16 protein-coding genes are annotated in these 19,761 nt (G+C 50.1%); 9 read left to right on the forward strand and 7 right to left on the reverse strand.

From position 1 onward, the window contains the following. Positions 1-15: 15 nt before the first annotated feature. Complete coding sequence (locus CHU32_RS22745) at positions 16-1,446, reverse strand: alanine/glycine:cation symporter family protein (protein ID WP_103678336.1); 1,431 nt, start codon at positions 1,444-1,446, stop codon at positions 16-18. Between the two features lie 203 nt (positions 1,447-1,649). On the opposite strand from CHU32_RS22745, the gene tal reads away from it, so the two are divergent. Beyond that, a complete protein-coding gene (gene tal, locus CHU32_RS22750) occupies positions 1,650-2,603 on the forward strand; it encodes a transaldolase (protein WP_103678335.1) in 954 nt (317 codons plus the stop codon). Positions 2,604-2,651: 48 nt separating this feature from the next. On the opposite strand, the gene CHU32_RS22755 is transcribed toward tal, so the two are convergent. After that, a complete protein-coding gene (locus CHU32_RS22755; protein ID WP_103678334.1) occupies positions 2,652-3,566 on the reverse strand; it encodes an Rpn family recombination-promoting nuclease/putative transposase in 915 nt (304 codons plus the stop codon). Between the two features lie 192 nt (positions 3,567-3,758). On the opposite strand from CHU32_RS22755, the gene mog reads away from it, so the two are divergent. Then, a complete protein-coding gene (mog, locus tag CHU32_RS22760; RefSeq protein WP_103678333.1) occupies positions 3,759-4,346 on the forward strand; it encodes a molybdopterin adenylyltransferase in 588 nt (195 codons plus the stop codon). Positions 4,347-4,463: 117 nt separating this feature from the next. After that, positions 4,464-5,765, forward strand: coding sequence for an MFS transporter (locus tag CHU32_RS22765; protein ID WP_103678332.1), 1,302 nt, complete (start codon positions 4,464-4,466; stop codon positions 5,763-5,765). Positions 5,766-5,803: 38 nt separating this feature from the next. Here the strand turns inward: CHU32_RS22765 and satP are convergent, their stop codons facing one another. The 3 genes from satP to CHU32_RS22780 form a co-directional block, all read right to left on the reverse strand. Continuing rightward, positions 5,804-6,370 carry an acetate uptake transporter gene (gene satP / locus CHU32_RS22770; protein ID WP_103678331.1) on the reverse strand — a complete coding sequence of 189 codons (567 nt, stop codon included), beginning with the start codon at positions 6,368-6,370 and terminating at the stop codon, positions 5,804-5,806. 154 nt (positions 6,371-6,524) lie between these two features. Next, positions 6,525-7,238, reverse strand: a complete 714-nt coding sequence (gene msyB / locus CHU32_RS22775) for an acidic protein MsyB (RefSeq protein WP_103678330.1) — start codon at positions 7,236-7,238, stop codon at positions 6,525-6,527. Between the two features lie 48 nt (positions 7,239-7,286). Then, complete coding sequence (locus tag CHU32_RS22780) at positions 7,287-7,691, reverse strand: DUF2541 family protein (RefSeq protein ID WP_103678329.1); 405 nt, start codon at positions 7,689-7,691, stop codon at positions 7,287-7,289. 389 nt (positions 7,692-8,080) lie between these two features. Here CHU32_RS22780 and dnaK point away from each other — a divergent pair, with 389 nt between their 5' ends. The 4 genes from dnaK to CHU32_RS22800 all read left to right on the forward strand — a co-directional run bounded on the left by dnaK (position 8,081) and on the right by CHU32_RS22800 (position 12,966). Further along, complete coding sequence (gene dnaK / locus CHU32_RS22785) at positions 8,081-9,994, forward strand: molecular chaperone DnaK (RefSeq protein WP_103678328.1); 1,914 nt, start codon at positions 8,081-8,083, stop codon at positions 9,992-9,994. An 85-nt stretch (positions 9,995-10,079) separates the two neighbouring features. Further along, positions 10,080-11,216, forward strand: coding sequence for a molecular chaperone DnaJ (gene dnaJ, locus CHU32_RS22790; protein WP_103750934.1), 1,137 nt, complete (start codon positions 10,080-10,082; stop codon positions 11,214-11,216). A gap of 338 nt (positions 11,217-11,554) precedes the next feature. Next, positions 11,555-12,502, forward strand: a complete 948-nt coding sequence (locus tag CHU32_RS22795) for a LysR family transcriptional regulator (RefSeq protein WP_103678326.1) — start codon at positions 11,555-11,557, stop codon at positions 12,500-12,502. A 116-nt stretch (positions 12,503-12,618) separates the two neighbouring features. Further along, complete coding sequence (locus tag CHU32_RS22800; RefSeq protein ID WP_103678325.1) at positions 12,619-12,966, forward strand: phage holin family protein; 348 nt, start codon at positions 12,619-12,621, stop codon at positions 12,964-12,966. Positions 12,967-13,039: 73 nt separating this feature from the next. Here CHU32_RS22800 and CHU32_RS22805 read toward each other — a convergent pair whose 3' ends face one another. Both CHU32_RS22805 and CHU32_RS22810 read right to left on the reverse strand, forming a co-directional pair. Then, positions 13,040-13,573: a glycoside hydrolase family 108 protein gene (locus CHU32_RS22805; RefSeq protein ID WP_103678324.1), complete on the reverse strand. Its 534-nt coding sequence runs from the start codon at positions 13,571-13,573 to the stop codon at positions 13,040-13,042. An 18-nt stretch (positions 13,574-13,591) separates the two neighbouring features. After that, positions 13,592-14,038 carry a winged helix-turn-helix domain-containing protein gene (locus CHU32_RS22810; RefSeq protein ID WP_103678323.1) on the reverse strand — a complete coding sequence of 149 codons (447 nt, stop codon included), beginning with the start codon at positions 14,036-14,038 and terminating at the stop codon, positions 13,592-13,594. A gap of 387 nt (positions 14,039-14,425) precedes the next feature. Between CHU32_RS22810 and CHU32_RS22815 the strand changes: the two genes are divergently transcribed. Both CHU32_RS22815 and CHU32_RS22820 read left to right on the forward strand, forming a co-directional pair. After that, positions 14,426-16,516, forward strand: coding sequence for a glycoside hydrolase family 18 protein (locus CHU32_RS22815; RefSeq protein WP_103678322.1), 2,091 nt, complete (start codon positions 14,426-14,428; stop codon positions 16,514-16,516). A 90-nt stretch (positions 16,517-16,606) separates the two neighbouring features. Further along, complete coding sequence (locus tag CHU32_RS22820; RefSeq protein WP_103678321.1) at positions 16,607-19,648, forward strand: chitinase; 3,042 nt, start codon at positions 16,607-16,609, stop codon at positions 19,646-19,648. Positions 19,649-19,761 lie beyond the last annotated feature (113 nt).

The raw sequence follows: 19,761 nt of genomic DNA on the forward strand, positions 1-19,761 counted from the left end.
ACTGCGATTGTCGCCTCAATGCTGCGGCGGATCGTCCCACGTATCCGGCATTAACTGTCGCTGGAGGTCCGGGTAGCGTTGCGGGTTAAATACCGGACGTACCCCTAATTTGCGTTGACGTAAATAATCGCTGGCAATAAGTTTCACCACTGGCGATAGCAGCAGAATGGCCGTCAGGTTGGTGATTGCCATTAATGCCATCACAATATTTGCCAGTTGCCATACCACCGGAAAACTAAGCAGTGAGCCTGCCACTACCATCAATGCTGTCGCTGCACGTAATGTCCAGCGCGGCCATCGCGTATTAAGCCGCAGGAAAATCAGGTTGTTTTCCGCATACAGATAATTTCCCACGATAGAGGTAAAGGCGAACAGGACGACAACGATGGCAACCAACCCGGCACCCGCATTGCCGATGAGCATCTGCATCGCCTGCTGTATTCGTTGAATTCCTTCCAGGCTCGTAGGGTAATTATTTATTCCTGCCAGCATGACAATCAGTGCGCTGCAGGTAGAGATAATAAACGTATCGATAAACACGCCGATCATCTGCACGATCCCCTGTGCTGCAGGATGCGGCGGCCATGAGGATGCAGCAGCAGCGGCATTGGGCGTCGAACCCATTCCGGCTTCATTGGAAAACATGCCACGCTGAAAACCGCTGGTGAGTGCCTGGCTTACGGTATAGCCCGCAGCACCCGATGCCGCTTCTTGCCAGCCAAAGGCGCTTTTTACAATCGCAGTGAGCGCCGCGGGTAGCGCCGTGATATGCCAGGCGCTAATCAGAAGACTGGCGGCAATCCAGATAATCACCATCACCGGTACCAGCCATTGCATCATCCGGGCGACACCGCGAATCCCCCGTATTATTGTCAGCCCTATCCCTGCTGCAAGCAGTATACCGGTTGCCAGCGAAGGGACCGAGAAAGCGTAGCTGAGCGCGTTGGCCACCGAATTCGCCTGTACCGTATTAAATACCAGCCCATATGAGAGCAATAAAAACAGGGAGAACAACACGCCCATCCAGCGCATTCCCAGACCGCGATCCATATACCACGCCGGTCCGCCGCGAAATTGCCCTGTGGCATCGCGTTGTTTATAAAGTTGGGCAAGCGAGCATTCGGCAAAACTGATTGCCATCCCGGTTAAGCCGCAGATCCACATCCAGAAGATAGCGCCGGGGCCGCCTGCGGTGAGGGCCAGTGAAATACCCGCCAGGTTTCCGCTACCTACTCGTGCGGCAAGACTGGTACACAAGGCCTGAAAAGAGGTTAAGCCACCGGGCTGGGGCGAGAGGCTATTTTTCAGGCTTTTGCCGTAATGACGAAGATAGCGAAACGGGATGAACCCTGTACGCCAGATGAACCATATCCCTGCGCCTGCCAGGAGATAAATCATCACCGAACCCCAAATGACGTCACTCATGAATTGAAGAAAATCAGGCATTAAACGTCCTCTTGTTTATGCCGGTGCACCAATGTAAGCGCTACCACTTACAGGATAAACGATTACCGTCAGGCAATCTGTCGCAGGAGTCTATCATACTCCGGGTGGGTATACCGTCGCGGTTGCGCTAAGAGTGGGGCGTGATATTATCAGGGCAGACCGGTTACATCCCCCTAACAAGTTGTTTAAAGAGAAACACGATTATGACGGATAAATTGACTTCTCTGCGCCAGTACACCACCGTGGTGGCTGACACCGGAGATATCGCGGCCATGAAGCTGTATCAGCCGCAGGATGCAACAACCAACCCTTCTCTGATCCTTGGCGCAGCACAAATCCCTGAATACCGTAAACTGATTGATGATGCTATTACCTGGGCACGCAGCCAGAGTGGCGACCGCGCACAGCAAATCGTCGATGCCAGCGATAAACTGGCTGTTAACATCGGACTGGAAATTCTCAAGCTGGTTCCAGGCCGTATTTCGACTGAAGTTGATGCGCGTCTTTCCTATGACACCGACGCTTCCATCGTTAAAGCGAAACGCCTGATCAAGCTATACAACGATGCTGGCATCAGCAACGATCGCATTCTGATCAAACTGGCGTCAACCTGGCAGGGTATTCGTGCCGCGGAACAGCTGGAAAAAGACGGTATCAACTGTAACCTGACGCTGCTGTTCTCTTTTGCCCAGGCTCGTGCTTGCGCAGAGGCTGGCGTTTATCTGATTTCTCCGTTTGTTGGCCGTATTCTTGACTGGTACAAAGCCAACACCGATAAGAAAGAGTATGCCCCTGCAGAAGATCCGGGCGTAGTATCGGTCACAGAAATCTACGAATACTACAAACAGCATGGCTATGAAACCGTGGTGATGGGCGCAAGCTTCCGTAACCTGGGTGAAATCCTTGAGCTGGCGGGATGCGATCGTTTAACTATCGCCCCGGCGCTGCTTAAGGAGCTGGCAGAAAGCGAAGGCGCAATTGAGCGTAAACTGTCTTTCAGCGGCGAAGTAAAAGCCCGTCCGGAGCGCATCACTGAAGCAGAGTTCCTGTGGCAGCACAACCAGGACCCGATGGCGGTTGATAAGCTGGCGGACGGTATCCGCAAGTTTGCCGTTGACCAGGAAAAACTGGAAAAAATGATCGGCGATCTGCTGTAATCATTATGGCCGGTAGCTTGCTACCGGCTATTTTATTTGCAAAAAACCTCAATGACGGAGCTGCTGAAGCTCTTCTTCTTTAATACCCGTCATGTTAACGATCGCCCGATCGTCTAATCCGTTCTCCAGCATCGCCTGCGCAATTTGTAACCGCGCCTGGTGTTCGCCGGTAATTTTGCCTTGCTCGATGCCTTTCATGAGACCGATATTTTCCAGTTGCTCTGCCATCGTCATCAGTTTATCTCCGTGTCGGGGTACGCGTTGTGCAAGCTTACGCAAAAACAGCGTGGCATTTTGTGTTTCGCTAGTTTGCAGCATGTAGTTTACCAGGGCAACTACCTGCGGCTCACTAATGTGCTCCATTATTAGCAGGCTGGCGAGCTTATCCAGCAACTCAGCTAAATCGCGCTGGCGGATATGCTTCTGAATAAGTGTCAATGCCGCCATACTTCGATGCTGCATGATGTCTTCATCAGGAATCGTCGTGATATCCACCAGCGTGAAGTCCTGGCTATAGACCTGGCGGGCAAGTTGCGGATCGTTGAAGCCGTCCAGCCAGTTCAGCGTCCAGGGATAAGGGCTTCTGCGGCCCTGGTAAAAAAGAATGGGGATCACCAGTGGCAGAGCCTCATGTCCAGCATCAAGATGACGTTTCATGGCGGCTATCGCATAGCGCATGAGGCGAAACGCCATATGTTTGTCCGCTGAGCTTTGATGTTCAATGAGAACATGAATATAGCCCGCTCCGCTGGTCGTTTTCAGCGAGTAGAGCATGTCGCTGTAGTAGGGCCGTAAATCCTCTTCGAGAAAGCTTCCGGACTCCAGCTTTAACGTATTGAGATGGCAGAGGCGAAGGAGGGCCGGTGGCAGGTGCAACTGAATAAAATCGCGCGCCGTCTCAACGCGGGAGAGAAACGTTTTGAATATAGCATCGTGCGGCGATGACGCCGTTTTTTCACACATGATAAACCGTCCATGGAATGAGCTGGCAATATCCTGTCACTGGTGAAGGTCAGGCGATAGTGGAAATAAAAAAAGGATCGGTAGTTTGCGTGCACGCTCGTAAAACGCAGTATGTCCGTTGCGCGGATGCGTCGAATTACGTGACGTTCGCGTGTATTATTCCTGGAAATAGCATCCTTGAAGGGAATAATCATGAATACCTTACGCATTGGCTTAGTGTCCATCTCCGATCGCGCCTCCAGCGGCGTTTATCAGGACAAAGGCATCCCTGCACTTGAAGACTGGCTGAAAAAAGCGCTCACGACTCCTTACGAAATTCAGACCCGTTTAATTCCCGATGAGCAAAGCATCATTGAGCAAACGCTGTGCGAGCTGGTGGATGAAATGAGCTGCCACCTGGTGCTGACCACCGGCGGGACCGGTCCGTCGCGTCGTGATGTGACCCCGGACGCGACGCTGGCCGTGGCCGATCGTGAGATGCCCGGTTTTGGCGAGCAGATGCGGCAAATTAGCCTGCAATTCGTGCCGACCGCCATTCTTTCCCGTCAGGTGGGCGTTATCCGCAAGCAGGCACTCATCCTCAATTTGCCGGGGCAGCCTAAATCTATTCAGGAAACACTGGAAGGCGTTAAAGACGCTGAGGGTAACGCTATAGTGCCAGGTATTTTCGCAAGCGTACCGTATTGTATACAGTTGTTGGAAGGGCCTTATATTGAAACCGACTGCCGGGTCGTGGCGGCGTTTCGCCCGAAGAGCGCAATACGCGATATTACAGTCTGATACGGATTTAACAACCTGGGTTATGAAGAGTCTGCATTGTAGCGATTTATTTACTATACAGTAATTTTTAATTTACATAGTATGGTAGGCCTGTTTTCCTGCTAAGAATGGCCGGTTATGTCTACAAACGCACGGACTCTGAATCGCCAGGATTATAAAACGCTGACGCTCGCCGCCCTTGGTGGCGCGCTGGAGTTTTATGATTTTATTATTTTTGTTTTCTTTGCTGCGGTTGTCGGCGATCTTTTCTTTCCTGAACATATTCCTGAATGGCTGCGCCAGGTGCAGACATTTGGCATCTTTGCTGCCGGTTATCTGGCGCGGCCGCTGGGTGGAATTGTGATGGCCCATTTCGGCGATTTGGTTGGCCGTAAAAAGATGTTCACCCTGAGCATTCTGCTAATGGCGGTGCCGACGCTGGCGATAGGACTGCTGCCTACTTATGCCACAGCGGGGCTGGCCGCACCGGTGCTCCTGCTGCTCATGCGCATTCTGCAAGGGGCCGCCATCGGGGGAGAGGTGCCGGGGGCATGGGTCTTCGTGGCCGAACATGTTCCGGAGCACCGCATCGGCATCGCCTGTGGCACGCTGACCGCCGGGCTTACGGTTGGCATACTGCTCGGCTCGGTGGTGGCAACCCTCATTAATACCGCAATGAGTCAACAAACCATCCATGAGATTGGCTGGCGGTTGCCGTTCCTGCTGGGGGGCGCGTTTGGGCTGATTGCCATGTATCTGCGCCGCTGGTTACAAGAAACCCCCATCTTTATGGAGATGCAGCAGCGTAAAGTGCTGGCACAGGAGCTACCGGTGAAAGCCGCGCTCGTCAGGCATAAAAAAGCGGTGATCATCTCCATGTTGCTGACCTGGTTACTTTCTGCCGGAATTGTGGTGGTGATCCTGATGTCACCGGTCTGGCTGCAAAAACAGTACGGCTTTGCACCCGCATTAACCTTGCAGGCGAACAGTATCGCCACGGTCATGCTTTGTTTTGGTTGCCTTATTGCCGGACTGGCGGTCGATCGTTTTGGTGCCAGTAAGACATTTATCATTGGTAGCGCGATGCTGGCCTGCTCGGGATGGATGTTTTATCACCTCGCTGGCGTGTATCCGGCGTGGCTTTTTCTGCTGTACGGCCTCGTCGGGCTGTGTGTTGGCGTTGTGGGTGCGGTTCCATATGTCATGGTTAAGGCTTTCCCACCCGCAGTACGCTTTTCCGGTATTTCGTTTTCTTACAATGTGTCTTATGCCATTTTTGGCGGCCTGACGCCGATAGCGGTGACCATGCTGATGGGCGTTTCGCCGATGGCTCCGGCCTGGTACATTCTGGGGTTATCACTGATGGGCATCGCGCTGGGAATGGTATTAAAGCAGGATGTTGGCGAAGACCATTCGAAGACACTGTTACAGCGTTCATGATCAGCAGGCGGGTACCGGGGTACCCGCCTGCATCATTATTAATGCTTCTCGCCGATTGGCAATACGGTACGGCCAAACTGCTCATTCAGCACTTCGGCCATGGCCAGATAAATTGCGCTTGCGCCACAGATCATACCCACCCAGCCAGCAATATGGATAATGCCTTCATTGCCGCCGATATTGCCGACCGCCAGCAGGGCAAACAGTACAGCCAGGCTCAGGAAAACAAACTGTAATGCTCTTGCGCCTTTCAGCGTACCGAAGAACATAAACAGCGTGAATACGCCCCATAACCCCAGATAGGCACCCAGGAACTGCGCGTCAGGCGCGTCGCTTAAGCCCATTTTTGGCAGCAGCAAAATGGCGACCAGCGTCAGCCAGAAGGAGCCATAAGAAGTAAAGGACACCAGGCCAAAGGTGTTCCCCTTTTTAAATTCCAGCAGACCGGTGAAGATCTGCGCGATGCCCCCGTAAAAAATGCCCATTGCCAGAATAATTCCGTCAAAGGGAAAAATGCCCGCATTATGCAGATTCAGCAGAATAGTTGTCATGCCGAAGCCCATTAAGCCCAGCGGAGCCGGATTAGCCAACGTCGTGTTGCCCATAATTCCTCAAAATTCATCGATTTATATGTAGAAAGCGTTCGCCCATCCAGCCCGCGAGGGGGAGGGCGCAGCATCATAATCGTACGTATATGCGCTGTCTATGATCTACCGGGGGTAAAACGGTGATTTTTTACCCCATTGAAGGATGGACAAATCAGGATTGTTGCGCCGCAATTAATCTGCGCAGGCAGGCGATTCGTAATACGGCGGGGATGGTCACGCGATAAGCGGTACCGCTGACGGCTTTCACGCTGTTTAACGCCGCGCCAACCGGGCCGCCAAGGCCAGCACCACGCAGCAAGCCGTGCCCAATTACGCTGATAGCAGCATGGGTATGCAGGATACGGTTCAACTGGCCGGAAAGCAGTAACGAAACGCCGCCAATCAGTTTTTTATCCTTAAGCAGCAAGGGTAAAATCTCTTCCAGTTCCGTAACTTTGACCTCAACTGCGGCAAAAAACTGGGCTTTTTGCTCCTCAGTCATTTTCTTCCACGTATTGCGCAGAAAATGCTCCAGCAGGCTCTGCTCGATTTCAACGATGGACTGGTTTTTTTCTGCCTTCAGCTTAAGGCGATGACAGACATCCAGCAGGATAGTCCGATACAGTTTACCGTGGCCACGCAGCTTATTAGCGATGCTATCTCCACCGAAATGCTGGAGTTCTCCGGCAATCAATTTCCAGCTACGACGATGACGCTCCGGATGACCTTCCATGGACTGATAAAGTTCATTGCGCAGCAAGACGCTGGAAAGTCGCGGTTTATCTTTACTATTATGGGTGAGTAAATGAGCAAAATCGGCCAGTTGCTCTTCACTGCAGTGCTGCAAAAAACTCAGATCGCTGTCTTCTAAATAAGTGACATTCATGAATGTTAATGTCCAATAAATAACGTTAGCAAAATGGACTGTTAATAATTAATCATCGCCAATAATTTTTAAGCGTGCCATATCGGAGGAGTTCACGGTATGACCAGAAAAAACGAATTTCTCAACGCAGCGCTTATTGTCGTTATCGCTATTGATATTGATCCAGTCTGTGGTGTCGCCTTCTTTTAAGGTGGACGGAACGTTCAGACTCTGGCTGGCGCTTCTTGACGCTTTAAAGTACACAGAAGCACCGCTGATCTGCACATCACCATGATCAACCTTGATTTGAATGCGTTTTACTATGCGGCAAACGGGCATCTTTAGCGTAAGATCGTTAGTATCATTGCGTGGCATCGCAATAATGCCCATCACTTTATGATCATTAGCCAGCGCGGGCAGGCTGGTTAATAACCCTAATAATAAGCATGACGACAGCTTTAACATCCGGTTCATTTTTATTCCTTTGGCAAGACAAATTAGGTGGTGTATTAATGGGCGGCATATTTTAACACCTAAGCTTGCCCGCATTCGAGTTCACAATGCTTTCTGATTATTTCAATTATTCGATGAATATATTCGCGTAATATATTCACTATTTAAATGTGTTTGGTCTTTGAGAGCGAACGGCCAAACGACGGGAGGCGTGCGCATCGTCATTGCTGCCGTGAGCAAAATTTTTTTCACGTCCCCCCTTGATGCGGGACGTAGCGACCCCATCTTGTACTCAACCGCAGTGAGTGAACCTGAAAAAAAAACGATTTAAGGTAGTTGAAACCGCACGTTTCGCCCTTATTACAGGTTCACAACCACATGATGACCGAATTTTTAGTGGAGACGTTTAGATGGGTAAAATTATTGGTATCGACCTGGGTACAACTAACTCTTGTATAGCGATCATGGATGGCACGACGGCGCGCGTGCTGGAGAACGCAGAGGGCGATCGTACTACGCCTTCTATCATTGCATATACTCAGGATGGTGAAACTCTGGTTGGTCAGCCGGCTAAGCGTCAGGCAGTGACAAACCCGCAAAACACCCTGTTTGCGATTAAACGCCTGATTGGCCGCCGCTTCCAGGATGAAGAAGTACAGCGTGATGTATCCATCATGCCGTACAAAATCATCGCCGCCGACAACGGCGACGCATGGCTTGATGTCAAAGGCCAGAAAATGGCACCGCCGCAAATCTCAGCTGAAGTGCTGAAGAAAATGAAGAAAACGGCGGAAGATTACCTCGGTGAAACGGTTACTGAAGCCGTTATTACCGTGCCGGCTTACTTCAACGATGCGCAGCGTCAGGCAACCAAAGATGCTGGCCGTATCGCGGGCCTGGAAGTTAAACGTATCATCAACGAACCGACCGCAGCCGCACTGGCCTACGGTCTGGATAAAGAAGTGGGCAACCGCACCATCGCAGTTTATGACCTCGGCGGTGGTACTTTCGATATCTCTATTATCGAAATCGACGACGTTGACGGCGAAAAAACCTTCGAAGTTCTGGCAACCAACGGTGATACCCACCTCGGTGGCGAAGACTTTGACAGCCGCATGATCAACTACCTGGTTGAAGAATTTAAGAAAGATCAGGGCATTGACCTGCGTAACGACCCGCTGGCGATGCAGCGCCTGAAAGAAGCCGCAGAAAAAGCGAAAATCGAGCTTTCTTCCGCGCAGCAGACCGATGTAAACCTGCCGTATATCACCGCAGATGCCACCGGTCCGAAACACATGAACATCAAAGTGACCCGTGCGAAACTGGAAAGCCTGGTAGAAGACCTGGTGAACCGTTCCATCGAGCCGCTGAAAGTTGCCCTGCAGGATGCTGGTCTGTCCGTCTCCGACGTTCAGGATGTAATCCTGGTTGGTGGTCAGACTCGTATGCCAATGGTGCAGAAGAAAGTTGCTGAGTTCTTTGGTAAAGAACCGCGTAAAGACGTTAACCCGGATGAAGCTGTCGCTATCGGCGCAGCGGTTCAGGGTGGTGTACTGACAGGTGAAGTGAAAGACGTACTGCTGCTGGACGTAACCCCGCTGTCGCTGGGTATCGAAACCATGGGCGGCGTAATGACTCCGCTTATCAGCAAAAATACTACTATCCCGACCAAGCACAGCCAGGTGTTCTCTACCGCTGAAGACAACCAGTCTGCGGTGACCATCCATGTGCTGCAGGGTGAGCGTAAACGCGCATCGGATAACAAAGATCTGGGTCAGTTTAACCTGGATGGTATTCAGCCTGCGCCGCGCGGTATGCCGCAGATTGAAGTCACCTTCGACATCGACGCTGATGGTATCCTGCACGTTTCCGCGAAAGATAAAAATAGCGGTAAAGAGCAGAAAATCACCATCAAGGCGTCTTCTGGTCTGAATGAAGAAGAGATTGCGAAGATGGTCCGCGAAGCGGAAGCAAACGCAGAATCAGACCGTAAGTTTGAAGAGCTGGTGCAGACCCGCAACCAGGGTGATCACTTGCTGCATAGCACCCGTAAGCAGGTTGAGGAAGCCGGCGACCAGCTGCCAGCAGATGACAAAACCGCGATCGAGTCTGCACTGAGCGCGCTGGAAACGTCGCTGAAAGGTGAAGACAAAGCAGATATTGAAGCGAAGATGCAGGCGCTGGCGCAGGTTTCTCAGAAGCTGATGGAAATCGCTCAGCAACAGCACGCACAGCAGCAGGCTGGCGCTGATGCTTCGGCAAACAACGCGCAGGATGACGATGTGGTCGACGCTGAGTTTGAAGAAGTAAAAGACAAAAAATAATCGCCCTTTGAATGGGTTATGAACTGGCACGGGCGAAGAGGTTTCCTCTCCGCCCGTGCTCGCATGTTAGGGGCTGAAAAAGACAATGGCGAAACAAGATTATTACGAGGTTTTAGGCGTTCCCAGAACAGCGGAAGAGCGTGAAATCAAAAAGGCGTATAAACGCCTGGCGATGAAGTATCACCCGGACCGCAATCAGGGTGATAAAGACGCCGAAGCAAAATTTAAAGAAATCAAAGAAGCGTATGAAATTCTGACCGATGCGCAGAAACGTGCTGCCTACGATCAATACGGTCATGCCGCGTTTGAGCAGGGCGGCATGGGCGGTGGCGGCGGTTTTGGCGGCGGCGGCGCGGACTTTGGCGATATCTTTGGCGACGTTTTTGGCGATATCTTCGGCGGTGGCCGGGGGCGTCAGCGTGCCTCTCGTGGTGCCGATCTCCGCTATAACATGGATCTGACGCTGGAAGAAGCGGTGCGTGGCGTGACCAAAGAAATCCGCATCCCGACGCTGGAAGAGTGTGACATCTGCCACGGCAGCGGGGCCAAACCCGGCACGCAGCCGCAGACCTGTCCGACCTGTCATGGTTCCGGCCAGGTGCAAATGCGCCAGGGTTTCTTCGCGGTTCAGCAGGCGTGTCCACACTGCCAGGGACGCGGTACGCTGATTAAAGATCCCTGCACGAAATGCCACGGTCACGGTCGTGTTGAAAAGAGCAAAACGCTGTCCGTGAAAATTCCGGCGGGCGTGGATACCGGCGACCGCATTCGTCTGTCGGGCGAAGGTGAAGCAGGCGAACACGGCGCACCGGCGGGCGATCTGTACGTTCAGGTACAGGTAAAACAGCACCCCATCTTCGAGCGCGAAGGTAATAACCTGTATTGCGAAGTGCCGATCAACTTTGCCATGGCGGCACTGGGTGGTGAAATCGAAGTACCGACGCTGGATGGACGCGTGAAGCTGAAAGTACCGGGCGAAACGCAGACCGGTAAGCTGTTCCGCATGCGTGGCAAAGGAGTGAAGTCGGTGCGCGGTGGAGCGCAGGGCGACCTGCTGTGCCGGGTTGTTGTCGAAACGCCGGTAGGCCTTAACGATAAACAGAAACAACTGTTGAAAGAGTTGCAGGACAGTTTTGGCGGTCCAACCGGCGAGCATAACAGCCCACGCTCTAAAAGCTTCTTTGATGGTGTAAAGAAGTTTTTTGATGATTTGACGCGTTAACCATTCCCTCTCTTCGCAAGCCTGAGCGTTTTCCCTCAGGCTTTTTTTTGCCCGTTCTCCAGCCATAAAGGCAGTCCCTTGCCTGTTTCACTCTTTTTAACGTTATGGCATACACCATCCGCCAGGGATGATGTCTCAACTTTTAGTTTTATTAAAAATGATATTTCGTTTAGCTAAATAAAAATGTTGTTTTAGTAGAGTGATTTTGTGGATTGATTGTTTTTAAAAAGAAACGATTTCTCATTAATGTAATTTATTTATTTTTTGATGAACTGTTATTTGCATTATTTTGAGTATTATCTATATTGCATTTTTTAAATTTTAGAGGCTGACAATGGATGGGCTCAAAAAGTGACAATAAGGAGTTTGATTATAACTTAATCAAAGTGCTTGATGCTGTCATTTCAGCAGGCAATGCCACTAAAGCCGCCAAAAAATTATCTGTTACGCCAGCGGCCATTTCTCTGGCACTAAGCCGCCTTCAGGGCTTTTATGAACAGGAATTGTTTGTCAGAGGTAAGGACGGTCTAATCCCAACGGCAAAGGCCCTCGAAATTCACCAGGCGTTCCGGCATGCCATGGAGCTGGTTAAGGGGACGTTAGCGGCAGAATCTGTCGCGGCAAAAAATCCAAAAATCACCATTATGGGCAGTGAAATCGTTGAAAACTATTATCTTTCTCAATTATATGAAGATGATATTTTTGAGCGTTTTTCACTCCGCCACTTTTCCTCGCGGAATCTGGATAAAAATGAAATCAATCATTTATTAGGCGTCGGAGATTGTGATCTTGTTATCAGCCCTGAGGCTATCATTGATCCCAGTGTGGATAATCAACTTATCGATAGCTTTAAAAATTTTGTCTGCATTTGCAGTACCGACAACATCCTCAGTGAGTTATCGCAACTCAGTTTGCATAATTTCTATTCCGCACGTCATGCTATTTATCAATCAGGAATTTTCTCCCCTGTCATGATTAATGATAACGATCTGCATGAAAAAGATGATGAATACAAAGGATATCGGATCAAAGGATACCGCAGTGATTCAATAAGTGGCATCGTCAGTATCATTGAGAGCACCTCATTGATTGCTCTCTTACCATTAAAGCTGGCTCATTTTTATAAAAACCAGCGTCGTTATGCTATCAAGATGGTTCAACCGCCCCCGGAACTCGTCTTTAAGCCGCTTAACGTTTACGCTTCATGGAATAAGAAAAGCAGTAAGAAAAAGGAGATTAAGGAATTAGTGGACATGTTCCACACGCTTTCCTCATTCAGGCGTTAGAGGAGGGGTATTTATACATCACTAAAAAATTTATTGCCAGGTGATGTTTTTTTATTATTTTTCCACAATGTTTTGTTTTAAATTCCTTGGTGTTCATTTTAATACAGGAGTTAAAAATGTCGATTTCTAACCATATTGAAACCTCAGAAGTTGTGTTGCTGGAAATGGAAATACTGGTGACAGTAGTAGCTACCGGCGCATGGGGCGGTTTTGTTAGTTATTTAATTAAATCTGGCAAGAAAAAAAATGAAAGCATACAAAAAGGCATAATGAGTTGTTTAACGCAAATTGTCATATCTTGTTTTACCAGCCTTTTATTAAGCGCAATCGCCGTTGAAAAAGGATTTAATTTTAATATGGTTTTACTCTCCGCAGGTATTGGCGGTGTTTTTGCCGCGCCCATCCTGAAATTTTTAGGTGAGAAGCTAAAAAAATCCATAGAAGATAATAGTCCGCTTAAATAAGGAAGTAAGCTATATCGGTTCTGAAAAACAGAGGCTATGGTAGCCTCTGTTAGCGTTTTATGGTCGTTATTTTTTATGCAACGCGATTTTTAATCCATCCATAAATAAACTCCTCATTTTGCGAACGCTCTTCCGTAATGGTCAGGTAGTACGCACCCTGGCTACAGTTCAGCGCCTCAACCAGCACATGCATTCCCTCGTTCCCGCGCCAGCCGAGAAAAGCCTTGAGCGCACTGATAGTGAGTGGGCCGATGTGGCCATCGACTTTAATATCATGGTAATTTTTCTGCTCACGATTTAGCGCATTGAGCCAGCGTTGTAACCATAGACACGGAAGCCGTGGCCCGATATTGACGGCGGCATCACAAAGCTCGAACGCGATAGGCCATGAGACTTCAGAGATGAGATCAAATCCTGGTTTTACCCAGTATTCATTTTCCAGTATGGTATAGGCATCAATTCGCGTCATATCATACATGCTGCCTTTATAGCCATGCGCCCGCGCCGTCGCTTCGGTAATGCCCCAATTTGTTTCGCCACCACGATCCTTCGGATTATTCGTGTAGCCGCCTTCTGTCATCAAAATTCCATCAATAACCGGATTCATTTTATTCCCTCAAAAATATTAGTGAACGTTCATATAACAGGCAGCGGCTAACGCAACTGCAGTGGCAACAGTCAGCATGACTTTGACTGATGTTTTATTTAGCATTTGCCAGTACGTTCTGCGCTCTTTATTGACAGGTTTAACCGGTATCTGGTTATTAACCTGAATTCCTTTGCGCGGCACCGTAATCAAAAAATCATTCACACCCAATGATTTTAGATCCCGACGAATTAAATAGAGTATTTGTGTTAAGTTTGCATCATTTACAAAGTTACCACGGCTTCCCCACAGTGCTGTGGTGAGCTGTTGGCGTTCAATAACCTCCATTTGTGCGTTCTCAATGATAAAACTAAGGCATCTGGCACGCATCGCTGTCATTTTTATGACCAATGAGTTCGAGATGTTTCTTAGCTCATGATTCCTTTCATTGTAAATACAGTTGTTATTGATTATGTAGGTTTTCATAACTTCATCCTTTAGAAAGTCACATCCTGTTTTGTGTGTTTTTGATATTAGTTATAAGAATTAACTCATTCCATTGTTTCTCAACGGTTTTGTTGGGTTCCGCATTTGAAAATGGAAGTTGATCACGAAAATGAGACCTTATTAAATAAAATTTAAACCCTTTTTAAATGAGATTTAATATGCTCGATAAAGCCAGGGTTTAGCTCATTGCATAAAGGTAGGTTAGGGTGTTGAGGGCGAGATATTTATCTGTGAGACCGCATCAGTTTAATGAATTGAGCATCACCTGAATATGTGATGTTTTGTGATTAGCCAATTGGCCGATAGCAATGGATTATGGACCCCGCAGAACGAACTGCGAAAAATTCAAATTAAAAGGAAATTAACATGGCCCAGAGCAAACTAATTAAGGGTGACACCCTGACAGAAACCAGTAACGCCGCAGACGGCTTCAACCCGGCAACCGAGGACAGCAAATTTAGCTATACCTCAGCCCGTGTGGCTAAGCCTGTCTATAACCAGTACAAAGCAGATGCGGCGAAACCAAAAGTGTTCGGCTATTTCACCGACTGGTCTCAGTACGATGCGCGTCTTGAAGGAAATGATAATGCTGATGACCGTGGACGTGGTTACGATCTGACCAATGTTTCCCCGACGGCGTATGACAAAATTATTGCGGGCTTTGTGGGCATCGTTGGTTTCCACAAAGTGGATGGTATGTATCGCGACGTAGTTGCCGAAGCAGCGGAGCTGTGCGGCAAGGTCAAATATGAGCCCACTTTCCTCGACCCGTGGGGTGATTTCCAGTCTTATATTAACGTTGGTCACGATGTCAGCGGCTGGGATGTTGATCCGAAAACCGTAACTCAACAAAATGCAAAAGGTTTCCTCGGCGGTCTGCGCGACTTACAGGCGAAAGCGAAAGCCCAGGGCCATAACCTGGAGCTGTCGATGAGTATCGGCGGCTGGACCATGAGCAACGGTTTCCATGAAACGGCATCCACAGATGCTTCGCGTAAAACCTTCGCTAAAGGTCTGGTAAAACTGTTTAAACAGTTCCCGATGTTCAGCGGCGTGGATCTGGACTGGGAATACCCGAACGTGGAAGGCGCAGGTAACCCCTACGGTGCAGAAGATGGCGCGAACTTTGCCGCGCTGATTGCTGAAGTGCGTAAACAGCTGGATGCGGCGGGCCGCAGCGATGTGAAAATTTCGATTGCCGCGTCTGCCGTCGTTGCAAACATTGCCTATGCCGATGTTAAGACGCTGATGAAATCCGGTATGGATTTCGTTAACGTGATGACCTACGACTTCTTCGGTACGCCGTGGGCAGAAACCCTGACGCACCACACCAACCGTAAAGCGCTGACCGCCGGCGGCTGGGCTGTAGAAACCATCGTTGATTACCTGCTGGCGGAAGGCTTCCCGGCTGAGCGTATCAACATTGGTTACGCAGGTTATACCCGTAACAGCCGTAATACTGAAATCACCAGCTTCTCACCGCTGGAAGGCTCTTACAACCCGGGCGAAGGCACCACCACCGGCACGTTCGAATCCGGTACCTCCGAATGGTACGACGTGATCTACAACTACCTGGATCTGGAAAATCAGAAAGGCCGTAACGGCTTTAATGTGTACACCGACCAGGTTGCCGACGCGGACTATCTGTACAACCCGCAGTCCAAACTGTTCCTGTCTCTGGACACTCCGCGTAGCGTGAAAGCGAAGGGCGAGTATGCCGCGAGTCTGGGGCTGGGCGGTGTGTTTACCTGGACGGTGGATCAGGATAACGGCGTGCTGGTTAACGCGGCGCGTGAAGGCCTGGGTTATGAGCTCAGCAAGAAAGTGATCGACATGGAGCCGTTCTATTTTGAAGGCATTAATGTTGAAGAAAAAGAAGAAGATAAAGGCCAGAAAGTAAACCACGCACCGAAAGCAGCGATTGAGCTGCGTGTCGTTGGCGGGTCCCGCATTCAACTGTCTGGCGCGAACTCATCTGATGAAGATAACGATGAACTGAGCTTCAGCTGGGGTGTGCCTGCTGCTATCACCGTCGCAGACAAAACCGCAGAAGTGATTGAGTTTGAGGTGCCTGTTGTCACCGAAGAGACGCAATTCCAGTTCACGCTCTTCGTTCGTGACTGCTGGAATGAACCGTCTACTCAGCAGCGTTTCGTGCTGACTGCCGTGGTCGCGCAGGCCGATGCTAAACCTGCTGAAGATGACATTACTCCGGAGCCGCAAGACGATGACATCGTGCCGGCACCAGAAGATGACGAAGCAGATATCACGCCGGAAGACAAAATTGCTCCGTACGCTCAGTGGGAAGCCACCAAAGTGTATGGCGCAAACTGGGGAACCTTCGAGATTGTGAGCTGGAAAGGCCATAACTACCAGGTGAACTGGTGGTCCTGTGGCGACCAGCCGGATCTGAACTGCGGCGCAGGCAGCGCGTGGACCGATCTTGGCGCGTACTAATTAATCATCTTATTTAAATTTACCGGATTGAGTTAATGCAAAAGCCCCGCTAATCCGGGGCTTTTTTCCACTAAGGATAGAGGATTTATCATGTCGGCTATTTCTATTAAGAGCAGTGCTATTAATGCACAAAGTTGGTACCAAAAGGTCACGTTGACGGTGACGAATAAGGGCCTGGGTGCGGTTGATCTTAATCATGCTGTCATTCGTTTTGTGGCATCAGGGCATCCTGATCCGTGGGGCAACTTTGGCGGCACGTTGAAAGGCGATCGGCCATTGACCCTGCGTGAGCAACCGCAGGGAAGACTAAATGCTATTGAGATGACGATTAATAACAGCGGTGAATTGCGCTTGATGCCAGGCAAAAGTGGCACACTCTTTTTTAGCCTTGCCGCCGCGAAAGTGCCGGTAAAATTGTCGGATGTGACAATCACCCTGGCGTCTGATGCCGCGGATAATGTTCCCGATAATGAGCCACAGCCCGAACCACAGCCCGAACCACAGCCCGAGCCACAGCCCGAACCGCAGCCCGAGCCGCAGCCCGAGCCGCAGCCCGAACCGAAGCCCGAGCCACAACCGATGCCTGTTACCGGTGAAGGTATCACCCTCACCGCCAGTGATATCAACCCGAATAGCTGGTATCAGCGCGTCAAACTGACGCTGAAAAATGGTTATTCTTCAGCCGTTGACCTTAACCAGTTGAAAATAACCTTTACCGCCAGTGCGCATCCCGATCCCTACAGTACGTTTAGTGGAACGCTAATGGGCAATCAACCCGTCAAGCTGGGGAGTGATGGCGGCTGGCCAGTCGAAAAAAATAGCATCACCATTAACAATGACCGTTCCATGAAGCTGGGCGCAGGTAAAACAGCAGAGCTGGATTTCTATCTGTCGGCCACACAAACCCCGGTCGTTGTTACGGATTTGCAGGCGACACTGGCTCACGATCCCGGGCGTCAGGGGACGATCACCTTTATTTTCCCGGATCTGCAAGAGACGGCGGGTTTGCAGCCCATGCTTGATCTCATTTCTGAGGATGGAACCACTAAAAATTACAGCGGTGCGTGGGGACAAACGTTGAGCGTTACCGATCTTGCTGCAGGGCGCTATACCGTCAAGATTGCCAATCTGCAAAATGATGAGATGCAGATTACCCCGGTCAAAGAGTTGCTGTATGTCACGCTTGCCTCCGGACAGGATAGCCAGCAGTGCAACATTACTTTTCAGCCAGCGGTGCGCTTTGCCTCGCTTAAACTTAAGCTGGATATTCCTTCCTGTAACGGTGGAAGAGTCCATGCCGAACTATGGGGCAGTGATAATACCGTTGCCCGCGCGGTAACCCTGATTGCCGGTGAAGCGTTGCGGGTCACCCGGCTTATTGCGGCTCAACGCTATGAAATCCGCCTGCTCCCTGCATGCATCAATAACCAGATGATAAGTACGCCCGTTCAGCCGACAGTAGCGATTCCTGAAGCAGGACGCGTGGCCGTCATTAATATTGGCTACCAGCAAAAAAATGCCGACATTGCTGGCTTTGTTGAGGTAAAAGCCACGGTGCTTGGTTTGCCAAAAGGCGCACAGGCCCAGCGCTACCGCCTGCACAGCGGCAATGGCAAAGGAGAATATCAGTATCTGTTGACCCTGGAAAGCCACAGTCAGCAGCAGGCATTTCCTCTGCGCGTTGCGCCAGGGTTGTACGCCGTTGAGGTTGCCGATGTACATTGTGATGGCGCGCTCTGGCACTGCGAAACCACTACCGATCTGCGCTTATTGCAAAGCAGCAACGTGATCACGTTCGCGTTTGAAAAAGGTGTGGTTTTACAGGTGCGTGGCTGGCCGGACTATGTCGCTCACGGTGGCGTGACGGTGAATGCGGCGGAAACGACAACGCTGTATCGTGACGTTCCGGTCAGTGCATTGTTTAAATATGACGGTTTTGACGGCGGTGGCGATCCCATCCCGGCAAAAGAGATGGATATAAACAACGACGGTTTTCTGGATTACGATTTGTTGCCGATTCATAAAACCGTGCCGCTGGTGCGCCAGATTGAAAAAGAGGCAGGGCGGCCAGTTATGCCTGTGATGGTGGTGTATACCGCTAACGCCAGCGGGGGCAGCGCAGTCAATGATCTCCAGGATAGCCAACGGTTACGTAATCATTTTGGTAATTTTATTACCCAGTGCATGGCGGCGCAGTCTTATAAAGATGATGCGCATCCAGTCCCGGCCACATTTGTGCTCAACCCGGATTTCCTCGGGGCAATGCAGCAGGAGCCTTACGGTTATATGGCGCTGCGGCAGAAAAATAGCGTGCCGGTTAATGCACAGCTTACCGCGGCGGTAAAAGCGCTGACCCCCGTACTGAAGTACCATGAGCCAACGCTTCCAGTGTTCAGCGACGATCTGTATGGCTATGTCCAGGCAATTAACTACCTCGTGCACCAGTTTGCGCCGGATGTCGCGTTTGGCTGGCAAACCAACGTCTGGTCAACAGGCACGGCGGACTGGGTGCTGCGTGAAAACGCCGACCCGCAGGCGCAGGGCAAACAGATAGCCAGCTTTATCAATGAACTGGGTGTTTATAGTGGTGCTTATGTTCCTGATTTTATCGCTTTTGATAAATTTGAACGCGATTGCTTTAGCCCGGATGCGCTGGCGCATTATGGCTGGAATGCGACCTGCTGGCTTAACTATCTGGGAATGGTGAAGCAAGCGGCAAAAGATCTGAATAAACCTGCGATGCTCTGGCAGATCCCCGGTGGGCATATGCCGACGGCAGAAGAGGGCACCTCAAAAATCAGTGAAAATCATTTTGCCTCGGGCGGGACTTTTTTTATGGGCGATGCGCGCATTGGCACAAACATAGATGCCATCTCGTCAGTACTTAAAAACACGGCGTTGAATAAAGGAACCTATGGTGTCGCCACGGTGGGCGATTTCTTGCTTAAAGATAAGGGTTACGACTGGGGACAAATGCAGGCGTTGAATTTGCCTGACTATAACGTCTTCTCTGTTCTGTGGGGCGGCGGTTCTACCGTGAGTATTACGACTATTCACTCTAACGGTGAAGATGGTGGATGGCTGGCGGAGAAAATGCGTGAATACTACGCTTCTCCACGTTCTCTTGTCTGACATACTCCCATTTTAGCTCCATCATTTAATCGCAATGGTCCGGAAAGTTATTTTTCGGACCAACTATCGCAAGAAATATGAGGTCTTTGTAATTTATTATTTTATTTTTTGTT

Origin of the sequence: Superficieibacter electus, from assembly GCF_002915575.1 — a bacterium.
Taxonomy (GTDB): Bacteria; Pseudomonadota; Gammaproteobacteria; order Enterobacterales; family Enterobacteriaceae; genus Superficieibacter; species Superficieibacter electus.